Here is a 20,124-nt window from a genome sequence, read left to right as displayed (position 1 = left end):
AGGACTTAACCCACATTTTGAATGATGTCACACCTGTTATCTAGTTTTGAGAGAATAAGTTTTTTCAAAAAAACACTTGATTTTCTCAAGAATACATAGTATAATGTTAAATGTCACTGAAATTGTCTGGTGATGATGGCGAAGAGGTCACACCCGTTTCCATACCGAACACGGAAGTTAAGCTCTTCAGCGCCGATGGTAGTCGGGGGTTTCCCCCTGTGAGAGTAGGACATCGCCAGGCAGACTTCATTCCGCAGTAGCTCAGTGGTAGAGCTATCGGCTGTTAACCGATCGGTCGTAGGTTCGAATCCTACCTGCGGAGCCATTATTGGAGAGCTGTCCGAGTGGTCGAAGGAGCACGATTGGAAATCGTGTAGGCGGTCAACTCCGTCTCAAGGGTTCGAATCCCTTGCTCTCCGCCACTGATACTTATACATAATTACATTTGAAAGTCTGGGCCCGTTGGTCAAGCGGTTAAGACACCGCCCTTTCACGGCGGTAACACGGGTTCGAATCCCGTACGGGTCATTATATGATGGAGGATTAGCTCAGCTGGGAGAGCATCTGCCTTACAAGCAGAGGGTCGGCGGTTCGAGCCCGTCATCCTCCACCATTATCATCGCGGGGTGGAGCAGTTCGGTAGCTCGTCGGGCTCATAACCCGAAGGTCGCAGGTTCAAATCCTGCCCCCGCAACCAAATTATATGAATGAAATAAGGAGTGCCCGAAGGGTGCAACTAAAATAATTCACTTTATAAATATGGTCCGGTAGTTCAGTTGGTTAGAATGCCTGCCTGTCACGCAGGAGGTCGCGGGTTCGAGTCCCGTCCGGACCGCCATTTAAATACTTAGGCTCGGTAGCTCAGTTGGTAGAGCAACGGACTGAAAATCCGTGTGTCGGCGGTTCGATTCCGTCCCGAGCCACCACCTATGCCGGTGTAGCTCAATTGGTAGAGCAACTGACTTGTAATCAGTAGGTTGGGGGTTCAAGTCCTCTTGCCGGCACTCTTTTCTTAACATTAATATGGAGGGGTAGCGAAGTGGCTAAACGCGGCGGACTGTAAATCCGCTCCCTCAGGGTTCGGCAGTTCGAATCTGCCCCCCTCCACCATTTATAGGGGCATAGTTTAACGGTAGAACAGAGGTCTCCAAAACCTCCGGTGTGGGTTCGATTCCTACTGCCCCTGCCAAATTTTTTACATCTTGAGATTATGGCGGTTGTGGCGAAGTGGTTAACGCACCAGATTGTGGCTCTGGCACTCGTGGGTTCGATTCCCATCAATCGCCCCATATTATCATTGGGCTATAGCCAAGCGGTAAGGCAACGGACTTTGACTCCGTCATGCGTTGGTTCGAATCCAGCTAGCCCAGTCTCACTTTTTATATAAATTGCATATGATGTATGAAGTCCCTTAAGATGCGGAAGTAGTTCAGTGGTAGAACACCACCTTGCCAAGGTGGGGGTCGCGGGTTCGAATCCCGTCTTCCGCTCCAATTACGGCGGCATAGCCAAGTGGTAAGGCAGAGGTCTGCAAAACCTTTATCCCCGGTTCGAATCCGGGTGTCGCCTTTCTTTTGCCGGGGTGGTGGAATTGGCAGACACACAGGACTTAAAATCCTGCGGTAGGTGACTACCGTGCCGGTTCAAGTCCGGCCCTCGGCACCAATTTTACTTACCATGGTAAGTTGAATTGGTGTTTGTGTTTTATTATTATAACTAATCATATTAATGATCTACTTGTGTAGATCATTTTTTTATTGTTTGATTTATCATTATCAGCTAAGTCTCTTAACACTTTTTTATTATTATCTTTCCAAAAAAACTTTTTTGAAATACGTTGACACTTTATAAGATCCATGATATATTTATATTCGTCGGTTAGATACGACGTAAAACTTGCCGGTGTGGCGGAATTGGCAGACGCGCACGACTCAAAATCGTGTTCCTTCTGGAGTGTCGGTTCGACCCCGACCACCGGTATACTGAAAAAGCCCGTTTCTTATACAGAAACGGGTTTTTATTTTTATAATTCACTCAGCGTATTGGTCTATGATCTCTTCTAGTACCTCTTTAAGCTCTTCTGCATCTTCAAGCTCTGATTGGCTGAAGCGGACACGTACGAGCTGTTCTCCGTCATTATACATCTCTTCCAGCCATCCTCGCAGGCCTCTTGCCCTGCGGTCGACTTCGAAAATAATGTCTAAACCGTCTTCGTCTAAAAGGAAAATAAGCTCTAATTCATCAAGCATCTGACGATAGTAGCCCGATGTCGGAATGAACTCAAATTCTTGAACGAACGGTAGGCGGCGTTGGAAGTAAGGCGCTTGTTCGCAGTCTGCTTCGTTAAGACGGAAGCCCAGGTTTTCAAATGCTTCCAGCACACTTTCAATCCAAGGGTGCGCTTCAACGAAAATTCGGTCATGATCGGATTTATCGATACCGCCTTGGATATCAAGGTCTGTCACCACGGCGACCTCTACTTTCCCTACAGTAATCGGTGTATCAAGAGGGAGGGTGAATGAGAACGGAAATTGATGCTCTTCTCCAGGCTGAATGGTGAATGAACCAGTGACCCGAAAAGAATGAATTGTAGCGTATTTCCGATGCTCTTCATCGTCTTTTACAATGACGTACCGTGTGTTAAGCTGTAAATCAATATAGCGGATGTCCTGAGCGATTTTTCCGCCTTTGACATGGACAGTTCCCCGTACTTCTTCTCCTGGATAATATGCGTCTTTCTCTAAAATTGTTTCTACTTTTGCAGCACCGATACCGGCACTTGCCGCAAGCTTCTTAAAAAATGACATATTAGATCTTCCCCTTTTTCTTTTTCTCAACAGATATACGTAAGAAGGAAGAAAAAAGATTCATTTGATTCATACTTTTTACCTATTATTCGTCCGGCCTAGGGACAGACTAAGAATAATATTGAAAGCAAAGGAGCGGATTGAAATGGATAAAGAAAGTATGGTTGCTGATGAATTACACAGAATGTTTTTGGCTGGTGAGCTGCAAATCACGGTAGAGGAGGATATAAACAATATTTCCGAAAGGCTGAGAAACGGAGATCTTAGTTTAGACCGATTAAGCGGTGAAGATGCGTTTATAAAAGAAACGGTAAACGAGGCTTTAAGAAGAGTGGAGCAATAAAAGGGAGAGACGGGATCTGAAAGATGAGATTCCGTCTTTTTTTGTGACTTTGTTACAGTTCTCCTCAATATAAAAGCAAATCGATTTGAAATGGTTTACTCAGGATCCAGCCTTTTTCCATCAGAAGTTCAGATAGTTCCCCATGCAGATGAACAGCTGCATCTAATTGATCATGCAACGCTGTTCTGAGGTCGGGGTTTGTAGTTTCTGTTATTGCGACAGTGTACTTTTTTATGCTGGTTTGTATTGTTGTTAAGCAATCAAGAACCATAATAGGTATAATTGGGGCTGGAAAATCGTTCAATGGCTTCACCTCGTGTTATTGTCAGAGGTTTTCTCTTCTAGATCCTCCTATTAAGAAGTATTTAGCCTTGTATCATGCATTTATACAAAATGCTATAATGATTAACAAACTTTTTCGGGGAGTGGGATGATGAAGCAGATTATTGCGATGGGCGGCGGAGGTTTTTCGATGGAGCCGGAAAATTTGTCCCTTGATCAATATATCATCAATCAAGCGGAACGGGAGTCGCCTCGCATTTGTTTTTTGCCGACGGCGAGCGGTGATTCCCAAAAATATGTTCAGCGATTTTATCAGGCATTTCAAACACTGGATTGTGTGCCGTCTCATTTATCCTTATTTAAGCCGCCGTCAACGGATTTAATTTCTTTTGTTATGGAAAAGGACGTGATTTATGTTGGCGGGGGAAATACGCGGAATATGCTTGTGCTATGGAAGGAGTGGGGGCTGGAGCTTATTCTCAGGGAGGCATGGAAGAACGGGGTGATTTTAGCTGGATTAAGTGCCGGTGCGATCTGCTGGTTTGAAGAAGGGGTGACAGATTCAGCCGGACCGCTGACAAGTATGAAAAGTTTAGGTTTTTTACAAGGGAGCTTTTGTCCTCATTATGACGGTGAAAAGAATCGGAGACCGATATACCACCAGCTGATATTTAACGAATTCTTGTGCGATGGCTATGCGGCGGACGATGGAGCGGCTCTCCATTTCATAAATGATCAGCTGTTTCAGACTGTGAGTTCAAGACCGGATGCAAAGGCATATCGGGTGATGAGGGGTGCACATGAGATATCTGAAATTCCGCTGACGGTCAAATACTTGGATTGATTTGGCTGAATATTTTCTATTTTTCTCTTTTTTTTCAATTGGTTTTATGTTAAGATGAGTCCGAAATCAATAGTTACTGGGGGTGCCCGCTTTCGGGCTGAGAGAGAAGGTAAGCTTCTTAACCCTTTGGACCTGATCTGGTTCGTACCAGCGTGGGGAAGTAGAGGAATTGTTTTTATTATTGTCGTGCTGGGCAATAATATGTTTCTTTCTGACTGTAACCGGGTTCATTCATTTGAATCCGGTTTTTTGTGCTGGTTATGGGCTTGATTTTGTCCTTTCAAACGAAGAGAGGGGAAGGATCAATGATGCAAAACGATTCAGTGCAGCAAGCCAACATTTCCATTATGTCGAGTTTTTCGGGGAGTAAAAAAGTATACGTGGAGGGCTCTTCCTCTGACATCCAAGTGCCGATGAGGGAAATCGCCTTAAGTCCGACGACAGGATCGTTCGGCGAAGAGGAAAACGTGCCTGTGCGTGTATATGATACAAGCGGACCGTATACGGACCCTGATGTGACCATTAATATTCAAGAAGGATTAAAGCCGCTCCGCCAAAAATGGATCACAGAGCGCGGCGATGTTGAAGAATATGAAGGACGGACTATAAAACCAGAAGATAACGGTTATAAAAAAGCAAACCCAAACATAAGCTACCCAGAACTAAAGCGGAAACCGCTGAGGGCGAAAGCAGGCCAAAATGTCACCCAAATGCATTATGCCAAAAAGGGTATCATTACACCTGAGATGGAGTTTATCGCCATTCGCGAGCATGTGGCTCCCGAATTTGTCAGAGATGAGGTAGCGAGCGGCCGGGCGATCATTCCTTCAAATATTAATCACCCTGAAAGTGAACCGATGATTATCGGCCGGAATTTCCATGTGAAGATTAATGCGAATATCGGAAATTCAGCGGTTACGTCATCAATTGAAGAAGAAGTGGAAAAAATGACGTGGGCCATCCGCTGGGGAGCGGATACGATGATGGATCTTTCTACCGGAAAAGATATTCATACGACGCGTGAATGGATTATTCGCAATTGCCCTGTGCCTGTGGGAACTGTTCCGATTTATCAGGCGCTTGAAAAAGTAAACGGCGTAGCGGAGGATTTAACGTGGGAGATTTACCGTGATACGCTGATTGAGCAGGCAGAACAGGGAGTGGATTATTTTACGATTCACGCTGGTGTTTTGCTGCGGTATGTCCCGCTAACCGCCAAACGGACAACTGGAATCGTGTCACGCGGAGGCGCGATTATGGCACAGTGGTGTCTGGCCCATCATCAGGAAAGCTTTTTGTATACTCATTTTGAAGAAATCTGTGAAATCATGAAAACGTATGATATTGCTTTTTCTCTTGGGGACGGGCTTCGCCCCGGATCAATCGCTGATGCCAATGACGAAGCGCAATTTGCTGAATTAGAGACCCTCGGAGAACTGACGCAAATTGCCTGGAAGCATGATGTTCAGGTGATGATTGAGGGACCGGGGCATGTGCCGATGCATAAAATCAAAGAGAACGTCGATAAACAAATGGACATTTGCAAAGAAGCGCCTTTTTACACATTGGGGCCGCTGACGACGGATATTGCGCCGGGCTATGACCATATTACTTCAGCGATCGGAGCGGCGATGATCGGCTGGTATGGGACAGCAATGCTTTGTTATGTAACGCCGAAGGAGCATTTGGGTTTGCCAAACCGTGATGATGTTCGTGAAGGGGTCATTACATATAAAATTGCTGCGCACGCAGCAGATCTTGCAAAAGGACATCCCGGAGCGCAAATACGGGATGATGCGTTATCGAAAGCCCGCTTTGAATTCCGCTGGCGAGACCAGTTTAATTTATCTCTTGATCCGGAAAGAGCGCTTGAATATCATGATGAAACACTGCCGGCAGAAGGAGCAAAAACCGCTCACTTTTGTTCAATGTGCGGGCCGAAGTTTTGCAGTATGAGAATTTCTCAGGATATTCGGGATTATGCGAAGGATAAAGAGCTTAGTGAATGGGATGCCATTCAAGAGGGAATGAAAGAAAAAGCTGAAGAATTTGTGAATCAAGGCAGCAAGCTGTATAAATAATAGATTGACAGGCGAAATGGAATACGTTTTAATATAGCTAATATATATTTCCAGCATTGGCTGATCGGGACACCGAAGGCCCTTATCTTTTAGATAAGGGCCTTTTTTGTATGAAAAAGGAGGGATCATTGATGGGAATCAAAAAAGAGAAGGGGAGAAAACGATTCAGGAAGCGAAAAACATATGGGAATCAGATTTTGCCGCTTGATCTTCTGATTGAAAAAAACAAAAGAGAGATTATGAACAGCGCGGAGCTTATGGAGGAAATTTATATGAAGATTGATAAGAAGCATACGGCGGTGCGTAACTAAATATAAAAAAACCCGCTAATTACAGCGGGTTTTTACACTTCTATTAAGCATCTTTTTTAATCGGCAATCCAAGGCCTTCTGCCACGCGTTTTCCGTATTCAGGATCCGCTTTGTAGAAATGCTCGATTTGGCGAAGTTTGATCTCTTCTTTTTCTACCGGCTTCATGGCGTTTACGATATTTTCAACAAGGCGGGCACGCTCATCTTCGCTCATTAAACGATAGAGGTCACCGGCTTGTGTGTAGTGGTCGTTGTGATCGTAGCTTACGCTGTCAGCGATTCCTTGTACCGGATATGCTGCTTGTTTATCTTCAGGTGACTCTTTCGGACCACCGAAGCTGTTAGGCTCGTAATAAACAGATCCGCCGCCGTTATTGTCAAAACGCATTTGTCCGTCACGCTGATAATTGTTTACTTCGTTGCGTGCGCGGTTGATTGGCAGCGCTTGATGGTTCGCACCGACACGGTAGCGGTGTGCATCATGATAAGCAAACAGCCGGCCTTGAAGCATTTTATCCGGAGAAACATCAATACCAGGCACGAGTGTTCCAGGTGAGAATGTCGCTTGTTCTACTTCTGCAAAGTAGTTTTCCGGATTTCTGTCTAGAACCATGCGTCCAACTTCAATTAACGGATAGTCTTTTTGAGACCAAACTTTTGTGACATCAAACGGATCGAAGCGATACGTATTTGCATCTTCTAAAGGCATGATTTGCACATATAGTTTCCATGCAGGGAAATCACCGTTTTCAATCGCGTTGAAAAGATCTTCTGTATGGTAATCAGGGTTTTCACCGGCAATTTTTGCAGCTGTATTGACATCAAGGTTTTTTACGCCTTGTTCTGTTTTAAAGTGATATTTAATCCATACGCCTTCGCCTTCGGCATTTGTCCATTTGAATGTATGGCTTCCGAAGCCGTGCATGTGGCGAAGTGTCGCAGGAATTCCGCGGTCTGACATCAGAATTGTCACTTGGTGCAGTGATTCTGGTGAAAGTGACCAGAAATCCCATACAGCTGTAGGGTTTTTCAAGTGTGTTTTTGGATCTCTTTTTTGTGTATGGATGAAATCAGGGAACTTAATCGCATCGCGGATGAAGAATACCGGTGTATTGTTACCGACGATGTCGTAGTTTCCTTCTTCAGTATAAAATTTAACAGCAAATCCGCGTGGGTCGCGAACGGTGTCAGCCGAGCCAAGTTCACCGGCAACTGTTGAGAAACGGATGAACAACGGTGTCCGTTTGCCGATTTCAGAAAGGAAAGCGGCTTTCGTGTATTTTGTTACATCGTTTGTCACTTCAAAATATCCGTGTGCGCCTGCTCCTTTGGCGTGAACGACACGTTCGGGAACACGTTCTCTGTTGAAATGGGCCAATTTTTCGAGTAAATGTACATCTTGGATTAAAGTTGGTCCGCGAGAACCGGCGGTCATTGAATTTTGATTATCTCCAACCGGAGCGCCCCAGCTAGTTGTCAGTTTATTTGAACTCATGTCATCACCTCTTGAAATTTATAAGAACATAATATCATCTCTAAGTAAAAAGTCAATATTATTTTATAATTATTATAAAATAGTTATCTCTATTAAGGGATATCAAGTATTAAAAATCTTGATAAACCCTTGTCATAACAGCTTGTTAGAGAGAATAAAGTTTTTTGAAGAAATGATTTTTTTCTTCTCTATTTGCGAAACAAGCAGAGTAAGTGATAAACAAGGATGGCAAAATCTCGTTTTAAAAAAAGAGTTGACATATCGGAATAATTTGAATTAACATGATATTCAAACAAAAAACAATTGGGCAGCTGATCGGACCGCCGAAGGCTCTCATCTCTACAACGAACAGAGATGGGGGCCTTTTTGTTTTTGTAGAAGGCGGGGTTGGCAGAAAGCGAGGGATAAAAGTGGCTGTGACCATCAGCATCAAAGAAAAGACATTTGTTCAAGAGGGCCGCAAAACAACGGTCTTGGAGAACATTCAATTATCAATCGCACCAGGTGAATTTTTGACGCTCATCGGACCGAGCGGGTGCGGAAAAAGCACTCTGTTAAAGATTATTGCGGGGCTTGATTCAGATTATGACGGGAGTGTTGAAATTAACGGACGCAGCGTAACAGCTCCGGGTATTCAGCAAGGATTTATTTTTCAGGAGCACCGCCTTTTTCCATGGCTGACAGTTGAGCAGAATATTGCCGCCGATTTGAACTTGAAAGATCCAACAGTCAAACAGAAGGTGGATGAACTGATTGAGATTGTCAGATTGAAAGGATCGGAGAAAGCATATCCGCGCGAGCTGTCAGGCGGTATGTCACAAAGAGTCGCTATCGCACGTGCTCTTCTGCGGGAGCCTGAGGTGCTGCTTTTAGATGAACCGTTTGGTGCACTGGATGCTTTTACTAGAAAACACCTGCAGGACGTGCTGCTGGATATATGGCGGAGGAAAAAAACAACGATGATTCTCGTCACTCATGATATAGATGAATCTGTTTATTTAGGAAATGAGCTTGCGATCCTTAAGGCCAAACCGGGGAACATCCACAAGCTGATGCCCATTGATCTGGCGTATCCGCGAAACCGGACGACACCGGATTTCCAAGCGATCAGACAGAAAGTGCTGTCGGAATTCGAGAAAACAGAAGATCTAGAGTACGCTGAAGGATCAGGGATATAGAAAGGGCGGAAGCAGAAATGAAAAAAGGACTCATTGTATTGATTGCCGTTTTTTTTCTGCTGGCAGGCTGCGGAGCAAATGGAGCCAGCAGTGACAACAAACAATTGAAAGAAATTCGAATCGGTATTCAGCAAAGTTTAAGCCCGCTTTTGATTGCGAAGGAGAAAGGCTGGTTTGAAGAAGCATTTGAAAAAGAAGGCATCAAAGTGAAATGGGTGGAGTTTCAAAGCGGTCCGCCCCAATTTGAAGGCCTTGCGGCAGACAAACTTGATTTTTCTCAAGTCGGGAATTCGCCTGTGATCTCAGGGCAGGCGGCAGGCATTGATTTTAAAGAAATCGGCTTATCTCAAGACGGGTTGAAAGCGAACGGTATCCTTGTCAATCAAAACAGCGGCATTCAGGATGTCAAGGACTTAAAGGGAAAGAAAATTGCAGTCGCCAAAGGGAGCAGCGGTTTTGATTTTCTGTATAAAGCACTTGATCAAGTGGGATTGTCAGCTAATGATGTGACGATCATTCAGCTTCAGCCTGATGAAGCGGCCTCTGCGTTTGAAAACGGATCTGTTGATGCCTGGTCCATTTGGGAGCCGTACTTGTCTTTAGAAACAATCAAACACGGAGCAAAAATCCTTGTGAACGGGGAAAGCACAGATTTATATTCACCCGGATTTACTTTAGTAAGAACAAAGTTTGCCGAAGAGCACCCTGACGAAGTGGTCCGTTTTCTGAAGGTGTTTAATAAGGCTGTTGTGTGGCAAAAGGAACATCTGGATGAAGCCGCTGACTTGTATGCAGACATTAAAGGTCTCGATAAAAAGGTCGTCGAAAATGTGTTGAAAAATACTGAGCCTCTGAATGAGGTCATCAGTGACGACATTGTGAAAGCACAGCAGGAGACAGCAGATTTTCAATACCGAACGAAGGCGATAGACAAGAAGATTGATGTGAAAGAGGTTGTGGATAACACATTTATTAAAAAAGCGTTAAAGCAAAATTCCTCCGGAGGTGATCAATGATGAAAGCAGAGGCTGCAGGCTCGCTGCCGAAAACGAATGCGGAAGCGGTGCGAAAAAAGCCCGGAAGGATGAAATACGGCTGGATGAAGGGGCTTTTGCTGCCTGCTGTCATCATCGCCATCTGGCAGATCATCGGCGGCCTTGGGGTAGTGTCCGCTACAGTGCTGCCCACACCCGTTGCGATCGTCCTGACGTTTAAAGAGCTTATTTTGTCCGGTGAGCTGTTCGGGCATTTGCAAATCAGCATCTATCGGGCGGCGCTTGGTTTTTTGCTTGGCGCGGGGCTTGGCTTGATTATCGGAATTTTTGCCGGGTTCTCCAAACGGACGGAGCTGTATCTTGATCCGTCATTGCAAATGCTCAGAACCGTTCCCCATCTGGCGGTCACGCCGCTGTTTATTTTATGGTTCGGTTTTGATGAGGTATCTAAAATTTTGCTGATTGCGCTCGGCGCTTTCTTTCCTGTCTATATTAATACATTTAACGGCATCCGCGGGGTTGACGCGAAGCTGTTTGAAGTCGCCCGGGTACTTGAATTTAAATGGCATCAGCAGATTTCCAAAGTGATATTGCCGGCATCCCTGCCAAATATACTGCTCGGCATCCGCTTATCGCTCGGCATTGCATGGCTCGGACTTGTTGTGGCAGAGCTGATGGGCTCAAGCTCAGGAGTCGGTTATATGATTATGGATGCAAGACAGTTCTCACAAACGAACAAAGTATTTGCCGGGATTATCATTTTTGCTGTTGTTGGAAAGCTGACGGATTCCTTTGTCAGGCTGCTTGAACGAAAACTGTTAAAGTGGAGAAACAGTTACGAAGGGTAATATACGTAAAGGGGAGATGGATATGGAAATTCTTTGGTTTATACCGACTCATGGAGACGCGAGATATTTAGGGTCTGAAAGCGATGGGCGGACTGCGGATCATCTTTACTTTAAACAAGTCGCGCAGGCGGCTGACAGGCTGGGATATACGGGTGTTCTCCTGCCAACGGGAAGATCGTGCGAGGACCCGTGGCTTACAGCAGCGGCTTTAGCAGGAGAAACAAAGGACCTAAAGTTTTTAGTCGCGGTAAGACCCGGTTTAATGCAGCCTTCTCTAGCAGCCAGAATGACATCCACCTTAGACCGCATTTCAGACGGCCGGCTGCTGATCAATGTTGTGGCAGGAGGCGATCCGTTCGAGCTGGCTGGAGATGGCCTGTTTATCAGCCATGATGAACGCTATGAAGCGACAGACGAATTTTTAACCGTTTGGCGGAGACTTTTGCAGGGAGAAACGGTTTCCTATGAAGGAAAGCATATAAAAGTGGAAAACAGCAATCTGCTCTTCCCGCCGCAGCAAGCGCCGCATCCGCCTATCTATTTCGGAGGATCGTCACAGGCGGGGATTGAGGCGGCCGCAAAGCATACAGACGTGTATTTAACGTGGGGCGAGCCGCCTCAACAAGTAAAAGAAAAGATTGAGAGAGTCAAAAAGCAGGCTGAAAAAGAAGGGAGATCCGTTCGATTCGGCATTAGGCTGCACGTCATTGCCCGTGAAACTGAACAAGAGGCCTGGGAAGCGGCTGAACGCTTGATCAGCCACTTGGATGATGACACCATTGCCAAAGCGCAGGCAGCTTTGAGCCGTTACGATTCTTCAGGCCAGCAGCGGATGGCCGTTCTTCATCAAGGCGATCGGACGAAGCTTGAAATCAGCCCGAATCTGTGGGCGGGGATCGGCCTGGTCAGGGGCGGGGCAGGAACAGCTCTTGTCGGTGATCCGAAGACTATTGCCGACCGGATAGCGGAGTACCAGGCACTCGGCATAGAATCGTTTATATTCTCTGGATATCCACATTTAGAAGAAGCGTATTATTTTGCAGAGCTTGTGTTTCCGCTTTTGCCGTTTGAAAATGAGCGGACGAGAAAGCTTCAGAACAAAAGGGGAGAAGCCGTCGGGAACACTTATTTTGTCAAAGAGAAAAATGCGTCAGTTTAAGTAAAACACAGCCCCCGAACATGGTATGATATTCAAATAAAGGGGGCTGTTTTTCTGAAAACATTGATAAGCGCAGCAGTCATTTGCCTGATAGCTATACTGTCAGCATGCGGACATTCAAAGCAGATGGAAATCAAAGCAGCGGACATATCAGATTTTGAAAAAAATAGAATGGATGTTGCAGCTTTACAGGCATTCACTGCCGAAGCCGTCAATATCAGTGAAAGTATTTCTTCAGCTGACATGTACATCGAACATTATCAAAAAGGAAAGCTAGTTGAGACGATTGGTCCGGTAAGTGCAGATTATTCAGAGGAAAAACCCGATACATTACAATTTGTTTATTTTGAGAATGATGAGGGAGAAGGAAAGAATAAACGCCGGACTGTTCATTTTGGCATTGTTGATAAACAGGGAAATACAGCGGCCAGTTCATCGGTGAAACGTGACGATAGCGCAACACAGGAAATGGCTCAGAATATTTCAGCGGCGGAACCTATTTCTTTCGAGAAACCTGTTTTGATCGGCAGCAGTATTAAAGGGACTGACGAGCCAATGCACACCTCTGAATATAAAAAAGAGCTTATTAAGCATCAAGATGCGTTACTGTATTACGTGGAATTGCATCATTAGAAACGGACGGCTTCAGGCCGTCTGTTTTACAAAGCGGTATGCTTGCTTTTTTGAATGGTGCATGATACATTTTAAATCGTAATAATTTCGATTTGAAAAGGAGGGCTCTGTGTCTTGGCTAAAAAATCAAAAGTGGCAAAAGAGTTAAAACGCCAACAGTTTGTTGAACAATACGCTGATATTAGACGCGAGTTGAAAGAAAAAGGAGATTACGAGGCACTCAACAAGCTGCCAAGAGATTCAGCACCGGGAAGACTCCACAATCGCTGCATGGTAACGGGGCGCCCGAGAGGATATATGAGGAAGTTTAAAATGTCCAGAATCGCTTTCAGGGAACTGGCTCATAAAGGCCAGATTCCCGGTGTGAAAAAAGCGAGCTGGTAAGAAAAAACTCCGGCCGATTACAGCGCGCCGGAGTTTTTTTCGTTCTTCTTGAAAGAGATGACATAGGATAGGTGCTGGATGATCATGATGATAAACACAATAATAATAGGGAAAAACGGAATGCGCGATTGAAAAAGCGGATAAAAAATGAGAAGAACCGCTGCGGCAGGTAGCGAGAAGTAGACGGCGATATATGACGCGCGGCATGCTTTTGCCGTCATCATCTGCTCTCTTTCATCCTGCTCTTCAAATTCATCAGGCAGAAGAAGCTTTTTTGCAGCAGGACGGCTTTTTTTCTGTAAGTACAAATAAACCGCAGACGCCGCAACAAACAGAATAAAGGGAGTGAGGTTTAATTCAAACACCATCTCGCCGCTCTTTGTGCGGATAAAGGATGCGATGCCTTCTGATGCTTCAAAGTATGCAATCAGCGTCCAGCATGCAAGGCCAAATAAAACAAGTTGAAAAGCTGCTTTTGTTTTCATGCTCATCTTAGTTTTCCTCCTCTAACCAAAAGACATCCTCCATTTTCATGGAGAAGGCCTTGCAGATTTTCAGTGCTAACAACAGTGAGGGAACATAATCGCCTTTTTCGATAGCTGCTACAGTCTGTCTTGTAACGCCGATCGTTTCTCCGAGTTTTTCCTGAGAATAGCCGAAGCGTGCCCTCAGCTCTTTTACTTTATTTTTCATCATGACGTCTGTCCCCTTCACATGCTCGATTGATTATATTGTATAGTATACTTAACATTTTGTAAATGTGACTTAACAACTTTACAATTATAAAACTTTTTTTCGACAAAATTTTTATATTCCCTTGACGAAAAATTAATAAACGTGTAATATTAAAAAAGTCAGAGCGGTGCTGTTACTGACAAACACAAATGCGGGTGTAGTTTAGTGGTAAAACCTCAGCCTTCCAAGCTGATGTCGTGAGTTCGATTCTCATCACCCGCTCCATACATACGTTATTAACGCAGTGTTTCGTTTCTCAGATAAACGAAGTATTGCGTTTTTTTATGTAAAAAAGAACACGTCATTCGTGTTCTTTTACGTAAGCCAATGTACTGTATGGGCGCCACCGTGAATTTGTTCAAACATTTTCGTTAATGATGATAAGAGTTTAACAGCGCTGCTTTTTTCAATGGATGGCGGGAAAAAAATGATTTGCAGCATGCTCTTGGTCTTGTTTGAAACTGGATAGCGATTGACACTGTTTTTAAAATCACCAAATATGCCGTTTTCATCAGAGAAAAGCAGTATGTTTTCTTTTTCTCCCAATGAGATTCGGACTGGCTCATGAAGCTTGCCGGCATCATAAATCATAATGGGCAGAGAATATTTTAATGCGAAAAAATCGATGGTGTCATGGGCTGAATCCTTACTTTCCATGAATTGTTCTTTGGATATTGGGATCAGCATGTTCTCCATTGGGGTTGTTTCTCCCTCAAATGTAGGGTTAAGCTGTTTAAAGAGTTCCCGCCATTCCTTGACGAACGGTTCTTCAGATATTCCGCCGTCCGCATAATCGAAAAACAGGGATTCTTGAAATAGGCGAAGCCTGCCTTTCAGCATTTGCGGAGAGGAGCCGACTTCAATATTCTCATAAATCACAGCCGCCGCATGTAAGCAGGCCGCGCGCTCAGTAATAACAGAATCAAGTTTGATATTCACTAGCATTCACTCCAGTTACGTGATATCAACCTATTATAAACGCTGTATCGTTTTATCACAAAGAAAGGAGGCTGTGCAAAACATGAACGTTTATCAGCTCAAAGAAGAATTAATTGAATACGCGAAAAGCATTGGCGTGGACAAGATTGGTTTTACGACCGCTGATACATTTGACAGTTTAAAAGACCGTTTGATTCTTCAAGAATCACTCGGCTATCTCTCCGGCTTTGAAGAGCCTGATATCGAGAAAAGGGTGACGCCGAAGCTGCTTTTGCCGAAAGCGAAATCAATTGTGGCGATCGCTCTCGCATATCCTTCCAGAATGAAGGACGCGCCGAGAAGCACGAGAACTGAGCGCAGGGGCATTTTTTGCAGAGCTTCCTGGGGCAAAGACTATCACGATGTGCTGAGGGAAAAGCTCGATCTGCTGGAGGAATTTCTGAGAAGCAAGCATGAGGATATCAGAACAAAGTCAATGGTCGATACTGGCGAATTGTCTGATCGGGCCGTTGCAGAGCGGGCAGGCATCGGATTCAGCGCGAAAAACTGTATGATCACAACGCCTGAGTATGGCTCTTATGTATATTTGGCAGAAATGATTACGAATATACCTTTTGAGCCTGATGTGCCAATTGAAGATATGTGCGGGTCCTGCACAAAATGTCTGGACGCCTGTCCGACGGGAGCACTTGTAAATCCGGGACAGCTGAATGCGCAGCGCTGTATCTCTTTTCTGACCCAGACGAAAGGATTTTTGCCTGATGAATTCCGGACAAAGATTGGAAACCGCCTGTATGGGTGCGACACGTGTCAAACGGTGTGTCCTCTCAATAAGGGGAAGGACTTTCACCTTCATCCGGAAATGGAGCCTGACCCTGAGATAGCCAAACCGTTATTGAAGCCGCTCTTGACCATCAGCAACCGTGAATTTAAGGAGAAATTCGGACATGTCTCAGGTTCTTGGCGCGGGAAGAAACCGATTCAGCGAAACGCCATTCTCGCCCTTGCCCACTTTAAGGATGCTTCTGCACTGCCTGAATTGACGGAACTGATGCATAAGGACCCGCGTCCTGTTATCAGAGGAACAGCTGCATGGGCGATCGGTAAAATCGGAGACCATGCATATGCGGAAGAGCTTGAAAAAGCGCTTGAAAAAGAGCAGGATGAAGAGGCAAAGCTGGAAATTGAAAAAGGAATTGAGCTGCTAAAAGCTTCAGGCATGACTAAACAAGGCCTGTCCTGACATACGTATAGAACAGAAGGAAAAAACACTTGAGATGTATCCAAGTGTTTTTTCTCTATAAAAAAGTATGGCGGGTGGGGTGAGCTTGAAGCACATTTTAGAACAATTAGCGGAGGAGCGGCTGAGCTATTTGGTTAACGGGCATGCTATGAGACAAGAGTCTGAAGTCGGAGACCTTGAAGTCATGGAGCGAAAGAAGAAGCTTCTGGAAAAACGTAAAGTTGACATCATAAAAGCAAAAGCAAAGGCCATCATCGATCACGTGCGGGTTGAGGATGACGGAACGACCTGCCTTACGTATACCATCCATTACGAATACGTGTGTAAGGAGCAGGACGACAGCTTGTATATGGAAGAGCACATAGAGGAGCGGGTGGCATTCCTTTATGATCATATTTTGATTAGTGATCAAGAAATTGCGAAGAAACCGGCTGGATTTCATGAAGGGACCAGTATTATTGACTATTCTCAAGAGGAAAGGGAAGCGTTTGGCAGGTCCTTTCAATACGATCGTCTCGGCGCTGTGCAATATGCCGAGAAATTTTGGAACAAGCGCAACCCGGCTTATAAAAATTTTAGCGATAACTGCACGAATTTTATTTCACAGTGTTTTCATGCGGGAGGCGCGCCGATGCGCGGCCATCCGAACAGAGGATCAGGCTGGTGGATGAAACAAAGCTCATGGAGCTACAGCTGGACGGTGGCTCACTCTATGAAAATGTATTTGTCGAATTCAAAGGCCGGTCTTCGTGCGGTGCGGGTGAAATCTGCGGAAGAGCTGATGCCGGGCGATGTGATTTGCTATGACTTTGAAGGAGACGGCCGGTTTAATCATACAACGATTGTCGTGGCGAAGGACAAAGGCAATATGCCGCTTGTCAATGCCCAGTCCTATGACAGCCGGATGAGGTATTGGTCATATGAGGATTCTACGGCATACACGCCGTCAATACGATATGCCTTTTTTCATATCGTTGATGATACGACAAAAGACTAATTAATGATATAATGGTGGGCGGATAAGAAAAACAGAGGTGAACATTGTGGCATTACATGTCGTTTTATATCAACCAGAAATTCCCGCCAATACAGGGAATATTGCACGTACTTGTGCAGCAACCAATACAACGCTCCACCTGATTCGTCCGCTCGGCTTTTCAACGGATGATAAAATGCTGAAGCGTGCCGGACTCGATTATTGGGAGTTTGTTAACGTTGTGTATCATGATTCATTAGAAGAATTATTTGAGGAATATCAAAAAGGCCAGTTTTTCTTTATCACGAAATTCGGCCAGCAGCCTCATACATCGTTTGATTACACTGACCTTGATGAGGATTATTTCTTCGTATTCGGAAGAGAAACAAGCGGTTTGCCAAAGGATTTAATTCAAAATAACATGGACCGCTGCTTGCGTCTTCCGATGACAGAGCACGTTAGATCGTTAAATCTGTCCAACACTGCGGCGATTCTCGTTTATGAAGCGCTGCGCCAGCAAAATTACCGTGATTTAAAATAGTGAAAAAATCCGCCCATCATCGATGAGCGGATTTTTTTGTGCTGAGAGAGATGCTTTGTTTTTTTTGGGCTTAACAACGTAACAGTGTTATGTTACAATAAATCCATCAAAGGAGCTGGACTTATGGAAGAACAATTAATCTCTAAAAAAGAATTGCTTGAAAAAACATCGATTTCATACGGTCAGCTGTATCGGTGGAAGCGGAAAAACTTAATTCCTGAGGAATGGTTTATTCGCAAATCCACATTTACAGGGCAAGAAACGTTTTTTCCGAGAGAGGATATTTTAAAACGCATTTCAATGATTCAAAAGATGAAGGAAAATTTGTCACTGGATGAAATGAGGGAAATGCTGTCGCCGAAAATGAAGGATGTCAGCATGACCGCTGATGAATTGATTCATAAAGGATTGATTTCAAGAACTGCTCTTGATGTTTTTTCAGATGGCGGAGGAAATTCGGTTTTTTCTTCCCGAGATCTGCTATCGTTGTATGTGCTTGAAGGGCTCCTGCAGTCCGGTAATGTCAGTCTGGCAGAAGCAAAACTGGCTGCAGAGGTGTTAAAGCAGCATGATACTGAAGAGATTAAGAAACAGACGGAGCTGATTGTGCTGCGGAAGCTCGGTGTCACAACTTGTTTTATAGCGGCTGCAGCGGACAGCATTCTGTTTGAATCATCCGTCAAGGTTGTGGAACGGGTAGATTTAGTAAAAGCGTCAGAGGAATTAAAAACAACATATATACAGGAGGGCCATCAATGGATGTGATGGAAAATCTGGTGATAAACGGATCAGGAAGTTCAAAGGGAGGAACATTTCAATCAGTTGAAATTAACGGCAGCGGAACAGTGGCCGGGGACGTGGAGTGTGACACTTTTTCTTTTAATGGAACCGGAAAAGCTGACGGCAGCGTCAAAGCGAAAGTGGTAACCATCAGCGGTTCAGGAAGGATACATGGAGACGTTGAAGCAGAATCTATTCGAATTAACGGAACAGGTTTAATTGAGGGAGAGGTATCTGCAAAACAATTGAAGATTGCTGGATCAACAACATTTGGCGGCACAGTCAAGGCTGATGACATTGTCATTAGCGGAAAAACAGTCATGGAAGCGGATTGTGAAACGGAAACTTTTCAATCGGAAGGGAAATGCAAAGTCAGCGGGCTTTTAAACGCTGACCAGGTGATCATTAAGCTTTCTGCCGGGGAAAGTTATGTACGTGAGATCGGCTGCCGCCACCTTCAAGTGACAGGCAGAAAAGGGATGCTGACATTGCTCAGACTGATGCCGCAGCCTGTTTTAACGGCTGAACTGATCGAAGGTGACGTGATTGAACTGACAAATACAAATGCGAAAACCGTGCGCGGAAATAAAGTGAAAATCGGACCGAATTGCCAGATTGAAACCGTGGAATATAGCGGGGACTATACTTGTGATCCGAGCGCATCGGTAGAAACATGCACGAAGATGTGAGGAGGATCGTAATGGAGGCAACAAAACTGGGAAATTTAAAATTATATGGCACCGGACACGCTGCAGGCGGCGCATACCACCATGTCAGCATCAAAGGTAAAGGTGTAATCGGTGAAGGGTTGTCTGCCGCGGGCTGCCGCATATTCGGAACTGGTCTTTTTCTCGGGAAAGCGGAGAGTGAATGGCTGCGTGTATTCGGAGAAAGTGAATGTAAAGGTAATCTGTCAGCTGGCAGAATCAATATTTACGGCACAATGAAAGTCAGTGGCTTCCTTCAATTTGATCGATTCAATCTAAAGGGCCTGACTGAAATTTGCGGGAATATGACTGGAGAATCGTGCGATGTGAAAGGGAAGCTTAGCGTTAAAGGTGACTGTGAAACGGAAATGTTCCATGTCACAGGCTGCATTGATGTATCAGGTTTATTAAATGCGGGTGATATCAAGCTTGGATTGAGCCATGATGTAAGCCATGTGCGGGAAATCGGCGGAACAGCCATTACAGTGAAAAGTCGCGCGAGCTTTTTTAACCGGAAGAAAGTGAAACTGATTGCCGACGTCATAGAAGGAGATCAGGTTTATTTGGAGAATACCGAGGCGGCGGTTGTCAGGGGAAAAGAAGTGATCATCGGGCCGGGTTGCAGCATTGGAACAATTGAGTACAAAAACATATGCGAATGTGATCATCATTCAAACATTAAAGAAAAAACCAAACTATAAAACATTGTTCTGTTATACAAAAAGGGTGCTCTTATGAGGAGCACCTTTTTTATTCTTTTCCCGGCTTGCTTTCGTACCCTGCAGTAAAAATTGATACTAAAAAAGTGACAATGACACCCATCATGATGATTGTTTTCACCGT

At 44.8% G+C, this 20,124-nt stretch carries 21 protein-coding genes, 17 tRNA genes, 1 rRNA gene, 1 pseudogene and 1 riboswitch; of the genes and pseudogenes, 34 read left to right on the top strand and 6 right to left on the bottom strand.

Annotated features, from left to right (window positions below):
- Positions 1-125 precede the first annotated feature (125 nt).
- The 17 genes from rrf to Q5C82_RS07720 all read left to right on the top strand — a co-directional run bounded on the left by rrf (position 126) and on the right by Q5C82_RS07720 (position 1,980).
- A 5S ribosomal RNA gene (gene rrf / locus Q5C82_RS07800) occupies positions 126-241 on the top strand.
- A 9-nt stretch (positions 242-250) separates the two neighbouring features.
- Positions 251-325, top strand: a tRNA-Asn gene (locus Q5C82_RS07795).
- 5 nt (positions 326-330) lie between these two features.
- A tRNA-Ser gene (locus Q5C82_RS07790) sits at positions 331-422 on the top strand.
- A gap of 34 nt (positions 423-456) precedes the next feature.
- Positions 457-528: transfer RNA gene (locus Q5C82_RS07785), tRNA-Glu, on the top strand.
- Positions 529-537: 9 nt separating this feature from the next.
- Positions 538-613, top strand: a tRNA-Val gene (locus Q5C82_RS07780).
- A gap of 7 nt (positions 614-620) precedes the next feature.
- A tRNA-Met gene (locus Q5C82_RS07775) sits at positions 621-697 on the top strand.
- A 64-nt stretch (positions 698-761) separates the two neighbouring features.
- Positions 762-838: transfer RNA gene (locus Q5C82_RS07770), tRNA-Asp, on the top strand.
- 12 nt (positions 839-850) lie between these two features.
- Positions 851-926, top strand: a tRNA-Phe gene (locus Q5C82_RS07765).
- A 5-nt stretch (positions 927-931) separates the two neighbouring features.
- Positions 932-1,004: transfer RNA gene (locus Q5C82_RS07760), tRNA-Thr, on the top strand.
- Positions 1,005-1,025: 21 nt separating this feature from the next.
- Positions 1,026-1,110, top strand: a tRNA-Tyr gene (locus tag Q5C82_RS07755).
- Positions 1,111-1,115: 5 nt separating this feature from the next.
- Positions 1,116-1,189 (top strand) — tRNA-Trp (locus Q5C82_RS07750).
- A gap of 24 nt (positions 1,190-1,213) precedes the next feature.
- Positions 1,214-1,289: transfer RNA gene (locus tag Q5C82_RS07745), tRNA-His, on the top strand.
- Positions 1,290-1,298: 9 nt separating this feature from the next.
- A tRNA-Gln gene (locus Q5C82_RS07740) sits at positions 1,299-1,370 on the top strand.
- A 48-nt stretch (positions 1,371-1,418) separates the two neighbouring features.
- Positions 1,419-1,493 (top strand) — tRNA-Gly (locus Q5C82_RS07735).
- 5 nt (positions 1,494-1,498) lie between these two features.
- A tRNA-Cys gene (locus Q5C82_RS07730) sits at positions 1,499-1,569 on the top strand.
- A 7-nt stretch (positions 1,570-1,576) separates the two neighbouring features.
- Positions 1,577-1,665: transfer RNA gene (locus Q5C82_RS07725), tRNA-Leu, on the top strand.
- 233 nt (positions 1,666-1,898) lie between these two features.
- Positions 1,899-1,980: transfer RNA gene (locus tag Q5C82_RS07720), tRNA-Leu, on the top strand.
- Positions 1,981-2,030: 50 nt separating this feature from the next.
- On the opposite strand, the gene spo0M is transcribed toward Q5C82_RS07720, so the two are convergent.
- Positions 2,031-2,807 carry a sporulation control protein Spo0M gene (gene spo0M / locus Q5C82_RS07715; protein WP_003224004.1) on the bottom strand — a complete coding sequence of 259 codons (777 nt, stop codon included), beginning with the start codon at positions 2,805-2,807 and terminating at the stop codon, positions 2,031-2,033.
- 139 nt (positions 2,808-2,946) lie between these two features.
- On the opposite strand from spo0M, the gene Q5C82_RS07710 reads away from it, so the two are divergent.
- Positions 2,947-3,150, top strand: a complete 204-nt coding sequence (locus tag Q5C82_RS07710) for a hypothetical protein (RefSeq protein ID WP_072566821.1) — start codon at positions 2,947-2,949, stop codon at positions 3,148-3,150.
- Between the two features lie 64 nt (positions 3,151-3,214).
- On the opposite strand, the gene Q5C82_RS07705 is transcribed toward Q5C82_RS07710, so the two are convergent.
- Positions 3,215-3,421, bottom strand: a complete 207-nt coding sequence (locus Q5C82_RS07705) for a spore coat protein (RefSeq protein ID WP_044427423.1) — start codon at positions 3,419-3,421, stop codon at positions 3,215-3,217.
- 162 nt (positions 3,422-3,583) lie between these two features.
- Here Q5C82_RS07705 and Q5C82_RS07700 point away from each other — a divergent pair, with 162 nt between their 5' ends.
- The 3 genes and pseudogenes from Q5C82_RS07700 to Q5C82_RS07690 all read left to right on the top strand — a co-directional run bounded on the left by Q5C82_RS07700 (position 3,584) and on the right by Q5C82_RS07690 (position 6,687).
- Entirely contained in the window at positions 3,584-4,276 is a 693-nt protein-coding gene (locus Q5C82_RS07700; RefSeq protein ID WP_003224009.1) for a Type 1 glutamine amidotransferase-like domain-containing protein, read from the top strand.
- Positions 4,277-4,344: 68 nt separating this feature from the next.
- A riboswitch (TPP riboswitch) is annotated at positions 4,345-4,452 on the top strand.
- Between the two features lie 132 nt (positions 4,453-4,584).
- Complete coding sequence (thiC, locus tag Q5C82_RS07695; protein ID WP_032727350.1) at positions 4,585-6,357, top strand: phosphomethylpyrimidine synthase ThiC; 1,773 nt, start codon at positions 4,585-4,587, stop codon at positions 6,355-6,357.
- Positions 6,358-6,488: 131 nt separating this feature from the next.
- Positions 6,489-6,687, top strand: a pseudogene (locus tag Q5C82_RS07690) (FbpB family small basic protein).
- A gap of 24 nt (positions 6,688-6,711) precedes the next feature.
- On the opposite strand, the gene katA reads toward Q5C82_RS07690, so the two are convergent.
- A complete protein-coding gene (gene katA / locus Q5C82_RS07685; RefSeq protein ID WP_003224015.1) occupies positions 6,712-8,163 on the bottom strand; it encodes a catalase KatA in 1,452 nt (483 codons plus the stop codon).
- 410 nt (positions 8,164-8,573) lie between these two features.
- Between katA and Q5C82_RS07680 the strand changes: the two genes are divergently transcribed.
- From Q5C82_RS07680 to rpsN, 6 genes are all read left to right on the top strand, one after another.
- Positions 8,574-9,341, top strand: a complete 768-nt coding sequence (locus Q5C82_RS07680; RefSeq protein WP_032727349.1) for an ABC transporter ATP-binding protein — start codon at positions 8,574-8,576, stop codon at positions 9,339-9,341.
- A gap of 17 nt (positions 9,342-9,358) precedes the next feature.
- A complete protein-coding gene (locus Q5C82_RS07675; protein ID WP_003224019.1) occupies positions 9,359-10,357 on the top strand; it encodes an aliphatic sulfonate ABC transporter substrate-binding protein in 999 nt (332 codons plus the stop codon).
- Complete coding sequence (locus tag Q5C82_RS07670; RefSeq protein ID WP_079996309.1) at positions 10,354-11,184, top strand: ABC transporter permease; 831 nt, start codon at positions 10,354-10,356, stop codon at positions 11,182-11,184. The genes Q5C82_RS07675 and Q5C82_RS07670 overlap by 4 nt, the downstream gene beginning before the upstream one ends.
- Before the next feature lie 22 nt (positions 11,185-11,206).
- Positions 11,207-12,343 (top strand): FMNH2-dependent alkanesulfonate monooxygenase, encoded by a 1,137-nt coding sequence (gene ssuD / locus Q5C82_RS07665; protein WP_003224024.1) that lies wholly within the window; start codon positions 11,207-11,209, stop codon positions 12,341-12,343.
- 96 nt (positions 12,344-12,439) lie between these two features.
- Positions 12,440-12,976, top strand: a complete 537-nt coding sequence (locus tag Q5C82_RS07660; RefSeq protein WP_032727348.1) for a hypothetical protein — start codon at positions 12,440-12,442, stop codon at positions 12,974-12,976.
- A 114-nt stretch (positions 12,977-13,090) separates the two neighbouring features.
- Positions 13,091-13,360, top strand: a complete 270-nt coding sequence (gene rpsN / locus Q5C82_RS07655; protein ID WP_003224029.1) for a 30S ribosomal protein S14 — start codon at positions 13,091-13,093, stop codon at positions 13,358-13,360.
- 17 nt (positions 13,361-13,377) lie between these two features.
- Here the strand turns inward: rpsN and Q5C82_RS07650 are convergent, their stop codons facing one another.
- The gene (locus Q5C82_RS07650; RefSeq protein ID WP_003224031.1) at positions 13,378-13,851 is read right to left on the bottom strand and encodes a hypothetical protein; all 474 of its coding nucleotides are present in this window, start codon (positions 13,849-13,851) and stop codon (positions 13,378-13,380) included.
- Between the two features lies 1 nt (position 13,852).
- Positions 13,853-14,053: a helix-turn-helix transcriptional regulator gene (locus Q5C82_RS07645; protein WP_003224033.1), complete on the bottom strand. Its 201-nt coding sequence runs from the start codon at positions 14,051-14,053 to the stop codon at positions 13,853-13,855.
- Positions 14,054-14,246: 193 nt separating this feature from the next.
- On the opposite strand from Q5C82_RS07645, the gene Q5C82_RS07640 reads away from it, so the two are divergent.
- Positions 14,247-14,320: transfer RNA gene (locus Q5C82_RS07640), tRNA-Gly, on the top strand.
- Positions 14,321-14,410: 90 nt separating this feature from the next.
- Here Q5C82_RS07640 and Q5C82_RS07635 read toward each other — a convergent pair.
- Entirely contained in the window at positions 14,411-15,034 is a 624-nt protein-coding gene (locus tag Q5C82_RS07635) for a B3/4 domain-containing protein (protein WP_003224036.1), read from the bottom strand.
- Between the two features lie 82 nt (positions 15,035-15,116).
- Between Q5C82_RS07635 and queG the strand changes: the two genes are divergently transcribed.
- The 6 genes from queG (at position 15,117) to Q5C82_RS07605 (ending at position 19,982) form a co-directional block, all read left to right on the top strand.
- A complete protein-coding gene (queG, locus tag Q5C82_RS07630; RefSeq protein ID WP_003224038.1) occupies positions 15,117-16,277 on the top strand; it encodes a tRNA epoxyqueuosine(34) reductase QueG in 1,161 nt (386 codons plus the stop codon).
- A gap of 67 nt (positions 16,278-16,344) precedes the next feature.
- Positions 16,345-17,274: an amidase domain-containing protein gene (locus tag Q5C82_RS07625; protein WP_013307944.1), complete on the top strand. Its 930-nt coding sequence runs from the start codon at positions 16,345-16,347 to the stop codon at positions 17,272-17,274.
- 37 nt (positions 17,275-17,311) lie between these two features.
- A complete protein-coding gene (gene trmL, locus Q5C82_RS07620; protein WP_072183318.1) occupies positions 17,312-17,794 on the top strand; it encodes a tRNA (uridine(34)/cytosine(34)/5-carboxymethylaminomethyluridine(34)-2'-O)-methyltransferase TrmL in 483 nt (160 codons plus the stop codon).
- 123 nt (positions 17,795-17,917) lie between these two features.
- Positions 17,918-18,559, top strand: coding sequence for a YhbD family protein (locus Q5C82_RS07615; protein ID WP_003224044.1), 642 nt, complete (start codon positions 17,918-17,920; stop codon positions 18,557-18,559).
- Complete coding sequence (locus tag Q5C82_RS07610) at positions 18,550-19,263, top strand: polymer-forming cytoskeletal protein (protein ID WP_003224046.1); 714 nt, start codon at positions 18,550-18,552, stop codon at positions 19,261-19,263. The genes Q5C82_RS07615 and Q5C82_RS07610 overlap by 10 nt, the downstream gene beginning before the upstream one ends.
- 11 nt (positions 19,264-19,274) lie before the next feature.
- Entirely contained in the window at positions 19,275-19,982 is a 708-nt protein-coding gene (locus Q5C82_RS07605) for a hypothetical protein (protein WP_003224049.1), read from the top strand.
- The last annotated feature ends 142 nt before the right edge of the window (positions 19,983-20,124 follow it).

The sequence above is a fragment of the uncultured Bacillus sp. genome, from assembly GCF_958411575.1.
Classification (GTDB): domain Bacteria; phylum Bacillota; class Bacilli; order Bacillales; family Bacillaceae; genus Bacillus; species Bacillus spizizenii.
The sequence above is the reverse complement of the archived record's forward strand: the minus strand, read 5'-3'. Positions and strand labels throughout refer to the sequence as shown.

Excerpts from the sequence above, each read along its gene's own strand:
- spo0M (WP_003224004.1), bottom strand. The coding sequence starts at position 2,807 with ATGTCATTTTTTAAGAAGCTTGCGGCAAGTGCCGGTATCGGTGCTGCA.
- Q5C82_RS07705 (WP_044427423.1), bottom strand. The coding sequence starts at position 3,421 with ATGGTTCTTGATTGCTTAACAACAATACAAACCAGCATAAAAAAGTAC.
- Q5C82_RS07700 (WP_003224009.1), top strand. The coding sequence starts at position 3,584 with ATGAAGCAGATTATTGCGATGGGCGGCGGAGGTTTTTCGATGGAGCCG.
- thiC (WP_032727350.1), top strand. The coding sequence starts at position 4,585 with ATGCAAAACGATTCAGTGCAGCAAGCCAACATTTCCATTATGTCGAGT.
- katA (WP_003224015.1), bottom strand. The coding sequence starts at position 8,163 with ATGAGTTCAAATAAACTGACAACTAGCTGGGGCGCTCCGGTTGGAGAT.
- Q5C82_RS07675 (WP_003224019.1), top strand. The coding sequence starts at position 9,359 with ATGAAAAAAGGACTCATTGTATTGATTGCCGTTTTTTTTCTGCTGGCA.
- Q5C82_RS07670 (WP_079996309.1), top strand. The coding sequence starts at position 10,354 with ATGATGAAAGCAGAGGCTGCAGGCTCGCTGCCGAAAACGAATGCGGAA.
- ssuD (WP_003224024.1), top strand. The coding sequence starts at position 11,207 with ATGGAAATTCTTTGGTTTATACCGACTCATGGAGACGCGAGATATTTA.
- Q5C82_RS07650 (WP_003224031.1), bottom strand. The coding sequence starts at position 13,851 with ATGAGCATGAAAACAAAAGCAGCTTTTCAACTTGTTTTATTTGGCCTT.
- Q5C82_RS07645 (WP_003224033.1), bottom strand. The coding sequence starts at position 14,053 with ATGAAAAATAAAGTAAAAGAGCTGAGGGCACGCTTCGGCTATTCTCAG.
- queG (WP_003224038.1), top strand. The coding sequence starts at position 15,117 with ATGAACGTTTATCAGCTCAAAGAAGAATTAATTGAATACGCGAAAAGC.
- Q5C82_RS07625 (WP_013307944.1), top strand. The coding sequence starts at position 16,345 with ATGGCGGGTGGGGTGAGCTTGAAGCACATTTTAGAACAATTAGCGGAG.
- Q5C82_RS07615 (WP_003224044.1), top strand. The coding sequence starts at position 17,918 with ATGGAAGAACAATTAATCTCTAAAAAAGAATTGCTTGAAAAAACATCG.
- Q5C82_RS07610 (WP_003224046.1), top strand. The coding sequence starts at position 18,550 with ATGGATGTGATGGAAAATCTGGTGATAAACGGATCAGGAAGTTCAAAG.
- Q5C82_RS07605 (WP_003224049.1), top strand. The coding sequence starts at position 19,275 with ATGGAGGCAACAAAACTGGGAAATTTAAAATTATATGGCACCGGACAC.